Consider the following 18,668-nt stretch of genomic DNA (forward strand, 5'->3'; position numbering starts at 1 on the left):
ACAGGGCTCGTCGCCGCCCTCACGGCCGCCGCGCCGCCTCGAGCAAGAGCCGCCGCTCGGCCGCCGCGATGACCTGGCGCGCCGCCGGCTCGGCGTCCGGGTTCACCGAGATCGAGGTGATGCCGAGCCGGACGAGGTGCTCGGCGAAATCGGGGCGGTTCGACGGCGCCTGACCGCAGAGCGAGGAGGTGATCCCGGCCGCCCTGCACGCCTGGATGATCCGCGCGATGGCGTCGAGCACCGCCGCGTCGGACTCATCGAACAGCTCGGCGCACACCGCGGAGTCGCGGTCCACCCCGAGCATGAGCTGGGTCAGGTCGTTCGAGCCGATCGAGACGCCATCGATGCCCATGCGCGCGTACTCCGGGATCCAGAACGCGACGGAAGGCACCTCGGCCATGACCCAGCGGTGCAGCCCGCGCTGGCGGCCGAGCGGGCTCCGATCGATGAGCTCCAGGCAGGCCGCGAGCTCCCAGCGCGTGCGGACGAACGGGATCATGACATGCAGGTTCGGCGTCTCCTCGCGGACGCGGGCGAGCACCTCGAGCTCGAGCGCGAACAGCTCCGGCTCGCGGACATACCGGTAGCAGCCTCGGTATCCGATCATCGGGTTCTCCTCGGCGGGCTCGAATTGCTCACCCCCCTTGAGCCCGCGGAACTCGTTGGTGCGGAAATCGTACGTCCGGTAGATGACCGGGCGGGGCTGGAAGGCGCGGGTGATGCGGAGCAGCGCGGCCGACATCTTCTGGAGGAACTCGTCGCGCCCGCCGGACGCGATCAGGGCCTTCGGGTGCACGCCGCCGAGCGCGTCGAGCAGCATGAACTCGGCACGGAGCAGCCCCACGCCGTCGACGGGCGACGCGGCCACCTCCTCGGCGCGCTCGGCGATCGCCAGGTTCACGTAGAGCCGCGTGCCGAGCACCGCCGGCGAAGCCGCGCGCGTGCCGGCGGCGGTCTGCCCGCGCTCGGCCGGCGCCTCGGCCTTCGCGGCGGGCCCGGCTCCCGCATCCGCGGGCGCCCCGTCCGGAGCGGCCCTGGGCGCCTCCGCGGCGGCCCGGACCCCTTCGAGGACCTTGCCGTGCGCGCCGTCGACGGTGACGGTCTCGCCGTCCCGCAGCGTCCGCGTCGCGGCGCGCGTGCCCACGACGCAGGGGATGCGGAGCTCGCGGCTGACGATCGCGGCGTGGCAGGTCATCCCGCCGCTGTCCGTGACGAGGGCCGCCGCGCGCCGGATGGCGGGCACCCAGTCGGGCGACGTCATGGGCGCCACGAGGACCTCGCCGGCCTTCAGCCGCTGCCCCTCCTCCGGCGAGCGGAGCACGCGCACCGTCCCGGAGGCCGTGCCCGGGGACGCGCCGAGCCCCGAGACAAGGAGCTCTCCGGGGGCAGGGTGCGGCGCGCCCAGCGTGGTGATCGGGCGGGTTTGCACCAGGTACGTCGCCCCCCCTTCGACGGCCCACTCGATATCTTGGGGGGCGTCGTAATGCCCTTCGACCTGCAGCGCGAGGCGCGCGAGCTCGAGCACCTCGTCGTCCTCGAGCACGCGCCGCGCGCCCTCGTCCTCCGGCAGATCCACGCGCTGCTCTCCGCCGTCCGGCGCGCGCACCAGCTTGAACGCCTTGTGGCCGACGCGCGCCTCCAGGAGCCGCGGCCCGCGCTTCGCGACCGTGTACGTGTCCGGCTCGACCTGCCCGCCCACCACGACCTCGCCGAGCCCGAACGCCGCCTCGATGACGAGGCGTGACGTGTCCTTCGTGGCGGGATCCGCGGTGAAGATGACGCCGGAGCGCTCGGAGCTCACCATGCGCTGCACGACGACCGCCAGGGCGGGCTCCTCCGTCAGGCGCTGGGATTTCCGATAGCTGACCACGCGCTCGCCGAAGGCGGAGGCCCAGCAGTCGCGCACGCGATCCAGCAACGCCTGCTCGCCGGTCACGTCGGTGTACGTCTCGTGCATGCCGGCGAACGAGGTCGAGGCCGAGTCCTCCGAGGTGGCGGACGATCGGACGGCCACGATGGCGTCGAGCCCCAGCCTCCGGTAGGCATCGACGATCTCCGCCTGGATCTCTGCCGGGAGCGGCGCGGCCCGGACGAGGCGACGCAGCGCGACGCAGGTCGCGCGCAGCCCGGCCGGGTCGCTCGGATCGGCCTCGGTGAAGAGCTCGACGAGCTGCTTTCGCACGCCCGCGGCGTCCATCGCCGCGAGGTACGCGCCCGCGGAGATGACGAAGCCCGGAGGCACGGGCAGCCCGGCGCGCGTGAGCTCCCCGAGGTTGCTGCCTTTTCCGCCGGCGGACGCGACATCCGCGCGAGACAACGAATCGAACCAGAGGACGTGCGCGGTCACCGTGTCTCCTCATCGAGTTCTGGATGCCTCCGCTCGGCGCTGCTGGGCCGGCGGTTCGCGCGGCGTCGGAGCAACAACCGGACCCAGCGCAGCCATCCCCGGCCAGCTCACGGGCTCCCGATCCACGCCGGCACACGTCGTGCTCAAACGGCTCGGAGGATGCGCGAGCTGCCGGAGGACCGTCCATCCAGTGCACATCGGGAGCTGTCGCGCCTGGGCCCTGCCCGGTCGCGGATCGCTCGCGCTGGCGGTGCGGGGTGGATGGGATGGAAGCGCGGGACGGCGATCGTTCGCACCGGTGCGAGGCGCCGCCGCGCTCGCCACGGGCCGGGGGGCCAGCATGAGCTGTGAAGCGATCCGCTTCCGCCCTGGCGATCGCGCGGTGCTCGGCCGGCCGGGGATCGCCGCGCTCCTCCAGGGCCTGCGGGAGGAGGGATACCGCGTCGTCGGTCCCACGCTCCGCGGCGGGGCCATCGTGTACGACGAGATCCAGGGCGCGGAGGAGCTCCCCGCCGGCTGGACCGAGCAGCAGGAGGCCGGCCGCTACCGGCTCGCCAGGCGCGCGGACGAGGCGCTGTTCGGCTACGCGGTCGGGCCGCGGTCGCTCAAGCACCTCCTGTTCGTCCCCCGGCTTCGCCTTGTGCAGCTCAGGCGGCGCGGCGGATCCATCTCGCGGACCGACGAGGCCGAGGCCCCCCCGCGCCTCGCCGTCCTCGGCGCGCGGGCGTGTGACCTCGCCGCGATCGACGTGCAGGACCGCGTCTTCGTCGACGGCCCGCACCCGGATCCCGACTATGTGGCGCGCCGCGGGAGCCTCTTCGTCATCGCGGTGCAGTGCGGACAGGCCGGCGGGACGTGCTTCTGTGTGTCGATGCGCACGGGGCCGCGCGCGGAGCGTGGCTTCGACCTCGCGCTGACCGAGCTCCTCGACGATGGCCACCGTTTCTTCGTCGAGGTGGGCAGCGACGCCGGCGCTTCCTTGCTCGCTCGCGCTGGCGCTTCCAGAGCGGGCGAGGACGACGCCCGCGCAGCCTTCGAGGTCTCGCGCCGCACGGCGACCCAGATGGGCAGGGAGCTCGATACAGACGGCATCAAGGAGCTCTTCTATCGAAACCTCGAGCACCCCCGCTGGGATGAGGTGGCCGAGCGCTGCCTCGGATGCACGAACTGCACGCTCGCGTGCCCGACGTGCTTCTGCAGCACGATCGAGGACGCGACAGACCTCCCGGTCGACGCGGGCCGGGACCTGGGTCGGGACTCCACGTTCGCGGGCCCCTCCGTCCACATGGGTCGGGACTCCGCCTCCGCGGGTCCCTCCGTCCACATGGGTCGGGACTCCGCCTCCGCGGGTCCCTCCGTCCACATGGGTCGGGACTCCGCCTCCGCGGGTCCCTCCGTCCACATGGGTCGGGACTCCGCCTCCGCGGGTCCCTCCGTCCACATGGGTCGGGACTCCGCCTCCGCGGGTCCCTCCCCCGAGACGGCCGAGCGCTTCCGGCGCTGGGACTCCTGCTTCTCCCTCGACCACTCGTACCTGCACGGCGGCAGCGTCCGCGCCCCGCTCCGGGCCCGCTACAGGCAGTGGCTCACGCACAAGCTGGCCACGTGGATCGATCAGTTCGGCACGTCCGGCTGCGTCGGCTGCGGCCGGTGCATCACATGGTGCCCTGTCGGGATCGACATCACCGAAGAGGCGGCCGCCATCCGGGCCGGAGACGGCGCCGTCGCCGACGGGACGGGGTAGGCGCCGATGAAGACGGAGGAGCTCCTCCCCATGCTCGGAGCCCACCCGTTCCTGGACGGGCTCCCGGTCGCGCACCTCGCGCGCCTGGCCGAGGGCGCGTTTGCGCGGACCTTCCCGGAGGGGGCATTCCTCCTCCGGGAGGGAGGCGAGGCGGACACGCTCTACCTGCTCGCGCAGGGGCGCGTGACGCTCGAGATCCACCGCCCCGGCCGCGACCCTGTGCAGGTCGAGAGCCTTGCGGGCGGGGACATCCTGGGCCTTCACTGGCTCTTCCCACCGCGGCGATGGGTGCTCGACGCGCGGGCGGCCACGCCGGTCCGCTCGATCGGGCTCGACGCAGCGCACGTGCGCGCGTGCTCGGACGCCGATCCCGCGCTCGGGTACGGGGTGTCGCTGCGCCTCCTGCAGCAGCTCTACGCGCGGCTGGAGCGCGTGCGGCTGCAGCGGCTCGACGTCTACAGGGCCGAACCATGACCTTCGTGCCGCGGGACATCCCCCTGCCCTTCGCGCCGGACGCCGCGATCCCAAACCCCTGGGCGCCGGAGCCGGCGCGCGTGCGGCGCGTCCACCGGGAGACGGCGACGACCTTCACGGCGACGATCGACCTGCCGGGCCGCCTGGGCGGCGTCGTCTTCGCGCCCGGCCAGTTCAACATGCTCTACGCCTTCGGGGTCGGCGAGGTCGCGATCTCGATCAGCGGGGACCCCGCGCGGCCCGATCGGCTCCTGCACACGATCCGCGAGGTCGGCCCCGTCACGCGCGCGCTCGGGCGCCTCCGCTCGGGCATGGCGCTCGGGCTGCGCGGCCCGTTCGGGAGCCCGTGGCCCGTCGACGAGGCGCGCGGCGCGGACGTGCTGCTCCTCGCCGGCGGCCTCGGGATGGCGCCGCTGCGGCCGGCGCTCTGCCACATCCTCCGGCACCGGGCCGCCTATGGCCGCGTCGCGCTGCTCTACGGCGCCCGCGGGCCCGAGGACCTGCTCTACCGCAGGGAGCTCGATCGCTGGAGCCGTCGCGCCGACCTGCAGGTGCTCGTGACCGTGGACCGCGCGGGGCCCGGGTGGAGCGGGCACGTCGGGGTCGTGCCGGCCCTCCTGCGCCTCGCCGACTTCGATCCGGGCCGCGCCGTCGCGTTCGTCTGCGGGCCGGAGGTGATGATGCGCTTCACGGCGCGCGAGCTCGAGCGCCGCGGCGTCCCCGGCGAGCGCGTCCACGCCTCGCTGGAGCGGAACATGAAGTGCGCGGCGGGGATCTGCGGCCGCTGCCAGCTCGGGCCGAGCTTCATCTGCAAGGACGGCCCGGTGCTCCGCTACGACCGCGTGGGGCCGCTGCTCGCGGTCCGGGAGCTGTGAGCGCCATGGCGCGCCGAGCGAAGCCGAAGCTCGCCGTGTGGAAGTTCGCCTCGTGCGACGGCTGTCAGCTCAGCGTCCTCGACCTCGAGGACGAGCTCCTGGCGCTCGCCGCCGCGATCGACATCGCCTACTTCAAGGAGGCCACGAGCCTCGAGCGCGCGGGGCCGTTCGACCTGTCGCTGGTCGAGGGGTCGATCACGACGCCCGCCGACGCCGAGCGGATCCGCGAGGTCCGGCGGCTGTCGAAGGCGCTCGTCACGATCGGCGCCTGCGCCACGGCGGGGGGCATCCAGGCGCTGCGCAACTTCGCGAATGTACGTGATTTTCTGTCGGTCGTGTACGCCTCGCCCGCGTACATCGAGACCCTCGCCACCTCCACGGCGATCGCCGACCACGTCCCCGTCGACTTCGAGCTGCGCGGCTGCCCTGTGAACAAGCGCCAGCTCCTGGAGGTGATCAGCGCCTTTCTCCACGGTCGCCGGCCCAACGTCGCGAGCCACAGCGTCTGCGTGGAGTGCAAGAGCCGCGGCAACGTGTGCGTGATGGTGACCGGGACGCCTTGCCTCGGCCCGGTGACACACGCGGGCTGCGGCGCGCTCTGTCCGACGTACCAGCGCGGCTGTTACGGCTGCTTCGGGCCCATGGAGGCGCCGAACATGGAGTCGCTCTCGCGCGCATTCCAGGCGGCGGGCGTGCCGGAGCGCGACCTCGTGCGGCTCCACCGCACCTTCAACGCGAACGCCCCGGCGTTCCGCGCGGAGAGCGAGCGGCATGAGCGCTGAGACGCGCACGATCTCGGTCGACTACCTGGCCCGCGTCGAGGGCGAGGGCTCGCTGACGCTCGTGATCGAGGACGGGCGGGCGAAGGAGGCGCGCCTCTCGATCTTCGAGCCCCCGCGGTTCTTCGAGGCGTTCCTCCGAGGCCGGGGCTACGCGGAGGCGCCCGACATCACGTCCCGCATCTGCGGCATCTGCCCGGTCGCGTACATCACGAGCGCGTGCCGCGCGATGGAGGACGCGCTCGGCATCGAGCTCGGCCCGGAGCTCCGCGCGCTCAGGCGCCTCCTCTACTGCGGCGAGTGGATCGAGAGCCACGCCCTGCACGTCTTCCTGCTGCACGCGCCCGACTTCCTCGGCTACCCGGACGCGGTGGCCATGGCGCGCGACCACCGCGACTGGGTCGCGAAGGGCCTCGCCATCAAGAAGGCGGGGAACGCCATCGTCGCGCTCCTCGGGGGCCGCGAGGTCCACCCCGTCAACACCCGCGTCGGCGGCTTCTACAGCGCGCCGTCGCGCGCGGACCTCGAGGGCCTGCTCCCCGAGCTGCGCGCCGGGAGTGAGCACACGCGCGCGTGCCTCTCCTGGATGGCGACGCTTCCGTGCCCGGAGCTCGAGCGGCCCTACGAGTTCGTCGCGCTCCGCAGCGACGACGTGTACGCGATCGCCGAGGGGCGCCTCGTCTCCTCGGGCGGGCTCGACATCGCGGTGCGCGACTACGACGCACATTTCGTCGAGGAGCACGTCTCCTGGTCGACCGCGCTGAGGTCGAGGATCCGGGGTTCGGGGCGCAGGGCGCCGCCAGGCGACCCGGAGCCCCGAGCGTTGGACCGGGGTTCGGGGCGCAGGGCGCCGCCAGGCGACCCGGAGCCCCGAGCGTTCGAACACGGCAGCGGCAGCTACCTGTGCGGCCCGCTCGCGCGCTTCAACCTGAGCTTCGATCGCCTGCTCCCCGAGGTCCAGGACGCCACGCGCGCCGCCGGCCTCGCCGTCCCGTGCCGCAACCCGTTCCGGAGCCTGCTTGTGCGCCTCGTGGAGATCCTTCAGGCGTTCGAGGAGTCGATCCGGATCATCGAGGCGTACGCGCCCCCGCCCGCGCCGTTCGTCGCGCCCCGCTCGGTCCACGCGGGCACGGGCTACGGCGGCTCCGAGGCGCCGCGCGGCTTCCTGTACCACCGCTACACGCTCGACGCCGAGGGGGCGATCCTGGACGCCAAGATCGTCCCGCCCACGTCGCAGAACCAGCTCTCGATCGAGGAGGACCTCTGCGCGCTGTCGCCGTCCTTGGCGTCGCTGCCGCTCCGCGAGGCGACCGCGCGCGCCGAGCAGGCCGTGCGCAACCACGACCCCTGCATCTCCTGCGCGACGCACTTCCTCACGCTGCGCGTCGAGGAGGCTCCGCGATGACCACGCGGATCATCGGCCTCGGGCAACGCGCCGCCGGGGACGACGCTGCCGGGCTCGCTGTGCTCGAGGCGCTGCGCCGCCGGGGTCTGCCGGGCGACGCGGAGATCATCGAAGCGAGGGACACGACCGCGCTCGTCTCGCTCCTCCAGACGCCCGCGACGGTCGTGGTCGTCGACGCCGTGCTCGCGTCGCCGCCCGGGGAGGTGCTCGATCTCTCGCCCTCGGACCTCGCCGCCGGTGCGCCTGTCCCGGTCTCGACGCACGGCCTCGGCGTCGGGCAGGCCATCGAGCTCGCTCGCATCACGGCGCCGGACCGGCTCTCGCCCGACATCCGCCTCGTCGGCGTGAGCATCGGCGGGCGCAGGGCGCCGTCAGGCGACCCGGAGCCCCGAGCGTTGGACCGGGGTTCGGGGCGCAGGGCGCCGTCAGGCGACCCGGAGCCCCGAGCGTTGGACCGGGGTTCGGGGCGCAGGGCGCCGTCAGGCGACCCGGAGCCCCGAGCGTTGGACGCCCTCTCGCCCGGCGTGGCCGCGGCGGTCCCCCGCGCTGTCGCCCGCGTCCTCTCGTTCCTCGGAGGGTGAGCCCGTGCACGAGTCGTCCATCGCAAGGCAGCTGCTCTCCGCCGCGCTGGACCGCGCCGCGGCCGAGGGGGCGACGCGGATCGTCTCGGTACGCGGGTGGGTGGCCGAGGCCGAGGCGCTCTCGCCGGAGAGCCTCTCGCTCCATTTCGCGGCGCACGCGCGCGGCACGCCGGCCGAGGGGGCGCGCCTCGATCTGCGGCTCCACCGCGTCGAGGCGCGCTGCCTCTCCTGCGGCGGCACGTACGCGCCCGACCATCACGTGCTGCTTTGCCCGCGCTGCGGCGGCGTCCAGGCGACGCTCCTCGGGCGCTTGGGGCTCGGCCTGGATGCCATGGAGGTCGAGTAGCCGTGCCGCGCCTCGCGCTCCGCGTGTACGGCGTCGTCCAGGGGGTGGGCTTCCGGCCGTTCGTCTACCGGTGCGCGTCCGCGCTCGGCCTGCGCGGCTGGGTGCGGAACCGCCCTGGCGAGGTCGAGATCGAGGTGCAGGGGCCGGAGCGCAGCCTCCGCGCCTTCGTCGCCGGCCTGACCCGCGAGCCCAGCGCGCCCGCGCGCGTCGAGCGCATCGAGCTCGAGCGGCGGGCCGAGGAGGACGCCGGCCCGTTCCGGATCCTCGGCAGCGAGGCCGGGAGCGGGGCGCGCCCGTCGGTGCCCGCGGATCTCGCCGTCTGCGAGGAGTGCGCCCGCGAGGTGGACAGCGAGACGGGCCGCCGCCGCCGCTACCCCTTCACGAGCTGCGCGCAGTGCGGCCCCCGCTACACGATCCTCTCGGGGCTCCCTTACGACCGGGCCAGGACCACGATGGATCGCTTCGCGATGTGCCCCGCGTGCGCCGCGGAGTACGCGGACCCCTCGGACCGGCGCTTTCACGCGGAGCCCATCGCCTGCCCGGCATGCGGCCCGCGCGTCCAGCTCGTCGCCGCATCCGGAGACCCGATCGAGCCCGGCATCCGGGGCTCCGGGTCGCCTGACGGCGCGCTCCGCGAGGCCGCGGCCGCGGTGCTGGCGGGGAAGGTGGTCGCCGTGAAGGGGCTCGGTGGTTTCCATCTGCTGGTCGACGCGACATCGCCGGACGCGGTCGCGCTCCTGCGCCGGCGGAAGCGCCGCGACGCCAAGCCGCTCGCGGTGATGTTCGGCTCGCTCGACGCCGTGCGCGGCGCCTGCCGCGTGTCTCCCGGGGAGGCGGACGCGCTGCGCGGCCCCGAGGCGCCCATCGTGCTGCTGCGGCGCCTCTCGCCCGCCGCCGCGCGGATCGCCATCACCGACGCGGTCGCGCCGGGGATGCCGCGCCTGGGCGCGCTGCTGCCCTACACGCCGCTCCACCGGCTGGTGCTCCAGCTCGTCGGTCGGCCCGTGGTCTGCACGAGCGGCAACCTCTCGGACGAGCCTATCTGCACCGACACATCGGACGCGCTGGAGCGCCTGGGCGGCGTCGCCGACCTGTTCCTCGTGCACGACCGGCCGATCGTGCGCCCCCTCGATGACTCCGTGGCCCGCGTCGGGCCGGCTGGCGTCGAGCTCCTCCGCCGCGCGCGCGGCTTCACCCCGCTGCCTCTCGCGCTGCGGGTCGACGCCCCGCCGATCCTCGCCCTCGGCGGCCACCTGAAGAGCACGACGGCGCTCTTCTTCGATGGCCAGGTGGTCGTCAGCCAGCACCTCGGCGACGCCCACACCGCGGAGGGCGCCGCGCTCATCGAGCGCACCGCCCTCGAGCTCGCGCGCCTGTTCCGGGTGCGGCCGGAGCGCGTCGCGTGCGATCTCCACCCCGACTACGCGGGAAGCCGCATCGCCGAGCAGCTCGCGGCGGCCTTCCGCGCGCCGCTCGTCCGGGTGCAGCACCACCACGCGCACGTCGCCGCCTGCGTGGCCGAGCACGGCCTCGACGGACCTGTCCTCGGCCTCGCGTGGGACGGATCCGGCTACGGGCTCGACGGCGCCCTCTGGGGCGGCGAGGCGCTGGTCGTGGACGGGGCGTCTTTCCGCCGCGCGGCGCACCTCCGCTCCTTCCCGCTGCCGGGCGGCGAGCGCGCCATGAGGGAGCCGCGCCGCTCCGCGCTCGGCCTGCTCTGGGAGCTCCGCGGCGAGGGCGCCCGGGCCCACGCGCGCGCCTGGTTCCGCGAGGCCGAGCTCGGCCCGCTGTGCTCCATGCTCGCGCGCGGCGCGGGCTCGCCGCGCACGACGAGCGTGGGGCGCCTGTTCGACGGGGTGGCGGCGCTCGCGGGCCTGCGCGGGGCGGCGAGCTTCGAGGGGCAGGCCGCCATGGAGCTGGAGTGCCTGGCCGAGGCGGCCGGCGAGCAGGCGGGTTATCCACTGCCGTTGCGCGCCGACGCGCCGGAGGTGCCGGCGGTGCTCGACTTCGGCCCGCTGATCGAGGCGGTGCTGAGTGATCTGCGTGACGGTGTGCCGCCCGGCGTCATCGCGGCCCGCTTTCACGCTGCGCTCGTGGACGTCGCCGAGGCGCTCGCTGCCGCGAGCGGCCTCGGGCGCATCGTGCTCGCGGGCGGGTGCTTCCAGAATGCGCTCCTCGCCGCGTCGATCCGCGAGCGCCTCGCGGCGCGGGGCGTGGAGGTCTACGCGCCGAGGCTCTACCCGCCGGGCGACGGTGGCCTGTCGCTCGGCCAGGTCTTCGTGGCCGCGCGGCGCGGCGCGGACGTGGAATCGGACTCGGACTCGGACTCAAACGCGGTGGAGATGTGACGATGTGCCTCGGCGTCCCCGGCAAGGTCCTCGGCGTCACGGGGGGTGACCTCCGGCTCGGCCGCGTCGGCTTCGGCGGGATCGTCAAGGAGATCTGCCTCGCCTACGTGCCGGAGGCGGAGGCCGGCGATTACGTGATCGTGCACGCGGGCTTCGCCATCAGCCGCATCGACGAGGCGTCGGCGCGGCGGACGCTCTCCTACCTCGACGAGCTCGGCGCGGCCCGCGAGGGGGAGGAGCCGCGATGAGGTTCGTCGACGAGTACCGCGACGCGCGGCGCGTCGGGCCGTACGTGGAGGCGATCCGGCGGGTGGTCTCTCGCCCCTGGTCGATCATGGAGGTCTGCGGCGGTCAGACGCACGCCATCGTCCGCTTCGGCCTGGACGAGCTCTTGCCCCCGGAGATCTCGCTCCTGCACGGCCCCGGCTGCCCGGTGTGTGTCACGCCGATCGAGCTCATCGATCGTGCGCTCGAGATCGCCTCGCGCCGCGAGGTCACGTTCTGCTCGTTCGGCGACATGCTGCGCGTCCCCGGCTCGAGCGACGACCTGTTCGCGGTGAAGTCGAGGGGCGGCGACGTGCGCGTCGTCTACTCGCCGCTCGACGCGCTCGCGCTCGCCGAGCGCCTGCCGGATCGCGAGGTCGTCTTCTTCGCGGTCGGCTTCGAGACCACGGCGCCCGCGAACGCCATGGCGGTGTTCGAGGCGCGGCGCCGCGGCATCCGGAACTTCTCCCTCCTCGTGTCGCACGTGCTCGTCCCGCCCGCGATGGAGGTGATCCTCCGGGCGCCGGATCGGCGCGTCGACGGGTTCCTCGCCGCGGGCCACGTGTGCACGGTGATGGGCATCGACGCCTACCGTCCGCTCGCCGCCGAGCACCGCGTCCCCATCGTGGTCACGGGCTTCGAGCCGATGGACATCCTCCAGGGCATCTTCATGTGCGTCCGGCAGCTCGAGGAGGGCCGCGCCGAGGTGGAGAACCAGTACGCCCGCTCGGTGCGCGAGGCCGGCAACGAGCCCGCGCAGCGCATGATCCGGGAGGTGTTCGAGATCGTGCCCCGGACCTGGCGAGGCATCGGTCCCATCGCCGGGAGCGGCCTCGGGCTCCGGGCCCCGTACGCGGACCACGATGCAGAGCGGCGGTGGGCGTCGTCAGGCGACCCGGAGCCCCGAGCGTCGACCGACTGCAAGAGCGGCCTCGTGCTCCAGGGGGTGATCAAGCCGCCGGACTGCCCTGCATTCGGTGTGCGCTGCACGCCGGAGACTCCGCTCGGCGCCACGATGGTCTCCTCGGAAGGCGCGTGCGCGGCCTACTACCGTTACCGGAGGGCGGACCCGCCGTGCGGTTCGAGATGAGCTGCCCCGTGCCGCCGCGCGGAAGGACGGTCCAGCTTGCCCACGGCGGCGGCGGGCGGCTCATGCGTGAGCTCATCGAGCACGTCTTCCTGCCCGCCTTCGACAGCGCTCCGCTCTCGGCCCGTCATGATGGCGCCGTGGTGCGGCTCGGCGGCGCGTCCCTCGCGTTCACCACGGACACCTACGTCGTGCATCCGCGCTTCTTCCCCGGAGGGGACATCGGCAAGCTGTCTGTCTATGGCACGGTGAACGACCTGGCCATGACGGGCGCCCGGCCCGCTTACCTGAGCGCCGGCTTCATCGTGGAGGAGGGGCTGCCCATCGGCGAGCTCCAGCAGATCGCGCTGTCGATGCGCGCTGCTGCGGACGCGTGCGGGGTCGAGCTCGTGACGGGCGACACAAAGGTGGTCGACCGGGGCAAGGGAGACGGGCTGTTCATCAACACCGCCGGTATCGGCGTGGTGCCCGAGGGCGTGGTCATCGCGCCGCGCCGGGTCCGGCCGGGCGACGCCGTGCTCGTGTCCGGCGACGTGGGGCGGCACGGGATCGCGGTGCTGTCCGTGCGTGAGGCGCTGGCGTTCGAGGAGCCCGTGGTGAGCGACTGCGCGCCTGTCGCCGAGCTCGCGGCGGCGCTGCTCGAGTCGGGAATTGAGGTCCACTGCCTGCGGGATCCGACCCGCGGCGGGCTCGCGGCCGTCTTGAACGAGATCGCCCTCGACGCGGGCGTCCATGTCGAGGTGGAGGAGGCGCAGATCCCCGTGGAACCTGCGGTGCTCGGGGCGTGCGAGCTGCTCGGCCTCGACCCGCTTTACGTGGCTTGCGAGGGCAGGCTCGTCGCGTTCCTGCCGGAAGCCCAGGCGGAGCGCGCCCTGGCGAGCCTGCGCGACCACCCGCTCGGCCGGGGGGCCGCGCGCATCGGTCGGGTCGTCGGCGAGGGAAAAGGGAGCGTTGTCCTGAGGACCCGGCTCGGGACCCGGCGCACGCTCGACCTGCTCTCCGGCGAGCAGCTCCCGCGGATCTGCTGAGGCCGCGGGTCGGAGCGCGCGAAACGAGCGCCGGCGTCCGTCCCCGCGCTGGCGTCCGCCGGAGTCACGGCGCCGGACGGCCGAGCGACCGGCCCCGACGTCCTCGTCAGCGGCGCGGCCGCCTGTCGGCGCCGTATCGGCCGCCGAGCCCGTCAATCGCTCGGATGTACTGGACGCCATCGGGGACGCGCGCCTTCTGGGCGCGGACAGGGCGACTGACGCGTCCGTCAGTGCGGTGTGATCGGCATGCACCGGACTGCCTCAGCCTCGTTGCGCCCGCGCCCGGACGCGACCATGACCCTCGCCATGCCGGAACCAGTCCCAGCAGATCGCACCGGCGTGATGCGACGGCGGCGCCCGTTCTCCGCGCTCATCTCCGAAATCACGCCCCTCGATCTCCGGCTCGTCGGGCGCACGATCCTGCATGCCGTGCTCGTCGGGGCCATCGCGGGCCTGGTCGCGGTGCTCTTCTTCGGCGCCCTCGAGCTCCTCGAGGAGCTGCTCCTCGGCCGTCTCGCCGGCTACGCGCGGCTTCGAGCCCACGGCGAGGCGATCTTCCGCGGCGACGGCTCCGAGCACCGGAGCGTCCGGCTCTGGCTGCTGCTGGCGATCCCGGCGCTCGGAGCGTTGGCCGGGGGCATCCTCACCTGGCGCCTCGCCCCCGAGGCCGCGGGCGGCGGCGGAGACGCGATGATCCAGGCCTTCCACCACCACGGCGGCCGGATGCGCAAGCGGGTCGCGTGGGTCAAGGCGCTCGCGTCGATCCTCACGCTCGGCTCGGGCGGCGCCGGCGGTCGCGAGGGGCCGACGATGCAGATCGGAGGCGCGCTCGGCTCGCTCGTGGGGCGTGGGCTCGCGGTCGGCCGGCGCGAGCATCGCATCCTGATGCTCACGGGGGTCGCGGCCGGGATGTCCGCCATCTTCCGCACGCCGCTCGGCGCCGCCCTGCTCGCCGTCGAGGTGCTCTACCGCGACGACTTCGAGGCGGAAGCGCTGATCCCGGCGCTGCTCGCCAGCGTCGTCTCCTACTCGGTCTTCATCTCGTTCTACGGCGAATCGACGCTCTTCGCGCACGCGCCCAAGTATGCGTTCATCCCGTCGCACCTCCCCCTCTATGCGCTGCTCGCGCTGCTCTTGGCCTTCGTCGCGATCGGTTTCCTGAAGTGCCTCGGCGGCGTGAAGGCGCTCGCGGCGCGCTTGCCGTTCCCCCCCTGGGCACGCCCAGGGCTCGGCGGGCTTGCGCTGGGCCTCTTCTGCGTGCCCGTCCTCTGGTTCGTCGGTCGCAGGATCGAGAGCCCCGGGCAAGGGCTCGGGCTGCTCGGCGGCGGCTACGGCGCCGTCCAGGTCGCGATCACCGGCGCGCCGTGGCTCCACCCGGGCTGGCGCGGCGTGGAGCTCCTGCTCCTGCTCTGCGCCGCCAAGATCGTCGCCTCGTCGCTCACGCTCGGCAGCGGCGGATGCGCCGGCGACTTCGCTCCGTCGCTCGTCATCGGCGGGCTCTTCGGCGGCGCGTTCGGGCGCGCGGCGGCGCTCCTTTTCAACGACCCGCGCATCGATCCGGGCGCCTTCGCGCTCGTGGGCATGGGCACCTTCTACGGCGGCGTCGCGCACGTGCCGGTGAGCTCCCTCGTGATGGTGTGCGAGCTCGCCGGCAGCTACGACCTCCTGGTGCCGCTGATGCTCGCCGAGGGCGTCGCCTTCGTCGCGCTGCGGAAGCACTCGCTCTACCACGCGCAGCTCCCCACCCAGCGCGAGTCTCCCGCGCACCCGGCGCCGACGCTCGACGTGCTCAAGGCCATCCGCGTGCAGCAGATCATGATCGAGGGGCGCGCGCTGGTGACGTTCGCGCCGGGGACGCCGGCCCGCGAGATGCTCCTGCAAGCCGCTGACGCGAGCTGGCAGGAGGTCTTCCCGGTGCTCGATACGTCGCGCAAGATGGTCGGCATGATCACCGGCGAATCGCTCAGGATCGTCGCGGTGGAGCACGACCTCGAGCGGATGACTGTGGCCGCCGACGCGATGCAACCGCCGGTGGCCGTGACGGCCGCCGACGATCTGAGGACGGCGACCGAGGCGATGGTGGCGCACGGCGTCCGCGAGCTCCCGGTCATCGACGGCGACGGCGCGATCGTCGGGTTCGTGGACGAGGCCGACATTGGAAAGGCCTATCTGGAGGCGACCACGAGACCCGCGCGCGCAGACGAGACACCGATCCTGCTCGGCTGAGCCTCCGGTGCAAGCCGCCGGCGCCCCGTCGCGCTCTCCGCCGTCGAGCGGGATAGCTGGCTCGGTCACTACATCGCGCCGCCGCCCGAGGGCGGCGACGCGGCGCCGCGGGCTCCGCTCGTACAGCCCTTCCGCGCCTCCTGCGCAGCCCTTCCGCGCCTCCTGCGCACCCCGTTCGATGCCCTGCGCCACCCCGCCGCGCCTCCTGCGCAGCCCTTCCGCGCCTCCTACGCACCCCGTTCGATGCCCTGCGCCACCCCGCCGCGCCTCCTGCGCAGCCCTTCCGCGCCTCCTACGCACCCCGTTCGATGCCCTGCGCCACCCCGCCGCGCCTCCAGCGCAACACTTCCCCTGTCCTGCGCCGCTCCGCCGCGCCTCCTGCGCAGCCCTTCCATGCCTCCTGCGCAGCCCGTTCTGTGCCCTGCATCACCATCACGCGGCTCCTGCGCCGCCCTGCCGCCCCCCTGCGCACCCGTGCGCGTCGTCCTGCGCTCCATGGTCCATCGCCTGCGTCATTTCGCCGCCCTCCTGCGCGGGCCCCGCGCGCCTCCCGCGCCGCCACGCCCCCTCCTGCACGGCCATTTCTGTGTCCTGCGCAACAGCAGCTCGGGACCGAGGCGAAGGAGGTGGGGACATGACGCGGGTGCTCGAGCGCGGCGCACAGCCCCCCACCGGCGGGTGCCGCTCGGCCCCCCGCCGGCGGGGGCCGCTCGGCCCCCCGCGGCCCCCCCGCGCGACTCACGCAGCGGCCGCCGGCTCTCCCGCCGCCGCGCCGGTCACGCCGCCCGTGCCCGCCGCCTCGATCGGCGCGTCCTCCAGCGCCGCCGCGATCACCTGGCTCATGTCCTCGACGAAGATGAGCTCCAGCTCGGCCCGCACCTCCTTCGGGATCTCCTCGGCGTCGCGCGCGTTCTTCTGCGGCAGGATGACCCGCCCGATCCCCGCGCGGTGCGCCGCGAGCACCTTGGACTTGATCCCGCCGACCGGCAGCACCCGCCCGCGCAGCGTGCACTCGCCGGTCATCGCCGTGTCCGGGCGCACGCGCCGCCCGGAGAGGAGCGACGTCAGCGCCGTGAACATCGTCACGCCCGCCGACGGGCCGTCCTTGGGGACCCCGCCCGCAGGGACGTGGATGTGCAGGTCCTCCGCCTCGAGCTTCGCCGTGTCGACGCCGAGCTCGACGGCGTGGCTGCGCACGTAGGTGAGCGCCGCCTTCGCCGACTCCTTCATCACGTCGCCGAGCTGGCCCGTGATCTCGACCCTCCCCTTCCCCGGCATCCGCGACGTCTCGATGAACAGGATGTCCCCGCCCACCGGCGTCCAGGCGAGCCCGGTCGCAACGCCGGCGACGCTCGTCCGCTCCGCCACGTCGCTGAAGAACCGGACCTTGCCGAGGTACAACCCGAGATCGCCCGCCTCGACCACAACCCGCGGCGCCTTGCCGTCCGCCGCGCGCGCGATCTCCAGCGCGACCGCCCGGCAGAGCTTCTTGATCTCACGCCCGAGCTGCCGCACCCCGGCCTCGCGCGTGTAGTCGCGCACGATCGCCGCGAGCGCCTCGTCCGTGATCGACAGCGACCCCGGATCGATCGCGTGCTCCTTGAGCTGCTTCGGGACGAGGTGCGACCGCGCGATCGCGATCTTCTCGTCCGGCGTGTAGCCGGACAGCTCGATGACCTCGAGCCGGTCCCGGAGCGGCGCGGAGAGCGCGCCGAGATCGTTCACCGTGCAGAGGAAGACGACCTCCGACAGATCGAACGGGAGCTCCAGGTAGTGGTCGACGAACGTCCGGTTCTGCTCCGGATCGAGCACCTCCAGGAGCGCCGCCTCGGGCGAGCCCCGCCACCCGGCGCCGAGCTTGTCGACCTCGTCGAGGAGCACGACCGGGTTCTTCACCTTGGCCTTCTTCAGCGCGTGCACGATCCGGCCGGGCAGCGCGCCGACGTACGTCCTCCGGTGGCCGCGCAGCTCCGCCTCGTCGTGCACGCCGCCGAGCGAGATGCGCACGAACGGGCGGCCCGTGGCGTCGGCGATCGACTGGCCGAGCGAGGTCTTGCCCACGCCGGGCGGGCCCGCGAAGCACAGGATCGTCGCGCGCGCCTTCCCGGTCAGCTTGAGCACCGCCATGTGCTCGAGGATGCGGCGCTTCACGTCGTCGAGGCCGCGGTGATCCTCGTCGAGCTTCGCCTTCACCGCGTCGAGGTCGTCCTTCACCTCCGCCGTCGCGCTCCACGGCAGGTCGGCGATCCACTCGAGGTAGGTGCGGATCACGTTGTGCTCCGCGCTCTGCGGGCCGACCGACTCGAGCCGCCGGAGCTCCCGATCGGCGACCGCGCGCGCCTCCTCGGGGAGCCCGGCCTCGTCGAGGCGCCGCCGGAGGGCCGCCAGCTCGTCCTCGCCCTCCTCGCCGCCCGCGAGCTCCTTCTGGATGGCCCGGAGCTGCTCGCGGAGGATCACCTCGCGCTGGCCCTTGCCGAGCTCGCGCCGCACGTCGCTGTCGATCTTCTTCTTCAGGTCCGCGAGCGCGGACGCCTCGGCGAGCAGGCCGGCGACCCGCTGGAGCCGCGGCACCACGCGGAGCTCGGCGAGCACCTCCATCTCCTTCTCGGTGGGCAGGCCGAGCGCGCCGGCGACCTGATCCGCGAAGACGCCCGGCTCCGCCCGGCTCGTGGCCGCGATCTCGGCGAGGTTCGTCCCCGTCTTCGGGCCGAGCTCGCGGGCGCGCTCCCGCAGCGACGCCGCGAGCAGGCGCGCCTCCTCGGCGTCGCCGAGGAACTCGGGCGCGAGGGTGCCCTCGGCCCGCCAGGTCGGCTCGGTCTCGACGAGGGCCGAGAGCGCGAAGCGATCGAGCCCCTCGATCACCAGGCGGTAGCCGTTCGAGACGCGCGAGATGTCGACGACCCGGGCGAACGTGCCGATGTCGTGGAGATCCTCGCGCCGCGGATCCTCGCGCTTCGGATCGCGCTGCGCGATCACGCCGATCACGTCGCCGGCGTGGACCGCGTTGAGGAGCGCCACGGAGCGGGGGCGCCCCACCGGGAGCGTGAGCACGGTGCCGGGAAAGAGGACGCCCGTGCGGAGCGGGAGCAGGGGAAAAGGCGAACGAGGCGCGCTGGCGCCGCTGCGAAGCTGGCTCATGCGAACTCCTGTGGCAGCGGTCGGCT

At 73.8% G+C, this 18,668-nt stretch carries 14 protein-coding genes; 12 read left to right on the top strand and 2 right to left on the bottom strand.

The genetic code is table 11. From position 1 onward, the window contains the following. Positions 1–19 precede the first annotated feature (19 nt). The gene (ppsA, locus tag WME90_RS23535) at positions 20–2,347 is read right to left on the bottom strand and encodes a phosphoenolpyruvate synthase (RefSeq protein WP_437283422.1); all 2,328 of its coding nucleotides are present in this window, start codon (positions 2,345–2,347) and stop codon (positions 20–22) included. Between the two features lie 340 nt (positions 2,348–2,687). On the opposite strand from ppsA, the gene WME90_RS23540 reads away from it, so the two are divergent. The 12 genes from WME90_RS23540 (at position 2,688) to WME90_RS23595 (ending at position 15,504) form a co-directional block, all read left to right on the top strand. Further along, positions 2,688–4,091, top strand: coding sequence for a 4Fe-4S dicluster domain-containing protein (locus WME90_RS23540; RefSeq protein ID WP_437283423.1), 1,404 nt, complete (start codon positions 2,688–2,690; stop codon positions 4,089–4,091). 6 nt (positions 4,092–4,097) lie between these two features. Further along, complete coding sequence (locus WME90_RS23545) at positions 4,098–4,565, top strand: cyclic nucleotide-binding domain-containing protein (RefSeq protein WP_437283424.1); 468 nt, start codon at positions 4,098–4,100, stop codon at positions 4,563–4,565. After that, on the top strand, positions 4,562–5,440 hold the full coding sequence (locus WME90_RS23550; protein WP_437283425.1) for an FAD/NAD(P)-binding protein: 879 nt from the start codon (positions 4,562–4,564) through the stop codon (positions 5,438–5,440). The genes WME90_RS23545 and WME90_RS23550 overlap by 4 nt, the downstream gene beginning before the upstream one ends. 5 nt (positions 5,441–5,445) lie before the next feature. Next, complete coding sequence (locus tag WME90_RS23555) at positions 5,446–6,222, top strand: oxidoreductase (protein WP_437283426.1); 777 nt, start codon at positions 5,446–5,448, stop codon at positions 6,220–6,222. Then, on the top strand, positions 6,212–7,624 hold the full coding sequence (locus tag WME90_RS23560; protein WP_437283427.1) for a Ni/Fe hydrogenase subunit alpha: 1,413 nt from the start codon (positions 6,212–6,214) through the stop codon (positions 7,622–7,624). The genes WME90_RS23555 and WME90_RS23560 overlap by 11 nt, the downstream gene beginning before the upstream one ends. Beyond that, entirely contained in the window at positions 7,621–8,205 is a 585-nt protein-coding gene (locus WME90_RS23565; protein ID WP_437283428.1) for a hydrogenase maturation protease, read from the top strand. Before WME90_RS23560 ends, WME90_RS23565 begins: the two co-directional genes overlap by 4 nt. A gap of 4 nt (positions 8,206–8,209) precedes the next feature. Continuing rightward, positions 8,210–8,551, top strand: a complete 342-nt coding sequence (locus WME90_RS23570) for a hydrogenase maturation nickel metallochaperone HypA (RefSeq protein ID WP_437283429.1) — start codon at positions 8,210–8,212, stop codon at positions 8,549–8,551. Between the two features lie 2 nt (positions 8,552–8,553). After that, on the top strand, positions 8,554–10,899 hold the full coding sequence (hypF, locus tag WME90_RS23575; protein WP_437283430.1) for a carbamoyltransferase HypF: 2,346 nt from the start codon (positions 8,554–8,556) through the stop codon (positions 10,897–10,899). A gap of 2 nt (positions 10,900–10,901) precedes the next feature. Next, positions 10,902–11,147, top strand: a complete 246-nt coding sequence (locus WME90_RS23580; RefSeq protein WP_437283650.1) for a HypC/HybG/HupF family hydrogenase formation chaperone — start codon at positions 10,902–10,904, stop codon at positions 11,145–11,147. Further along, a complete protein-coding gene (hypD, locus tag WME90_RS23585; protein WP_437283431.1) occupies positions 11,144–12,253 on the top strand; it encodes a hydrogenase formation protein HypD in 1,110 nt (369 codons plus the stop codon). The genes WME90_RS23580 and hypD overlap by 4 nt, the downstream gene beginning before the upstream one ends. After that, on the top strand, positions 12,250–13,278 hold the full coding sequence (gene hypE, locus WME90_RS23590) for a hydrogenase expression/formation protein HypE (RefSeq protein WP_437283432.1): 1,029 nt from the start codon (positions 12,250–12,252) through the stop codon (positions 13,276–13,278). Before hypD ends, hypE begins: the two co-directional genes overlap by 4 nt. 306 nt (positions 13,279–13,584) lie before the next feature. Beyond that, entirely contained in the window at positions 13,585–15,504 is a 1,920-nt protein-coding gene (locus WME90_RS23595) for a chloride channel protein (RefSeq protein WP_437283433.1), read from the top strand. 738 nt (positions 15,505–16,242) lie between these two features. Here the strand turns inward: WME90_RS23595 and lon are convergent. Further along, positions 16,243–18,642, bottom strand: coding sequence for an endopeptidase La (gene lon / locus WME90_RS23600; RefSeq protein ID WP_437283434.1), 2,400 nt, complete (start codon positions 18,640–18,642; stop codon positions 16,243–16,245). Positions 18,643–18,668: the final 26 nt, after the last annotated feature.

This window comes from Sorangium sp. So ce375 (assembly GCF_051473855.1).
GTDB lineage: Bacteria > Myxococcota_A > Polyangia > Polyangiales > Polyangiaceae > Sorangium.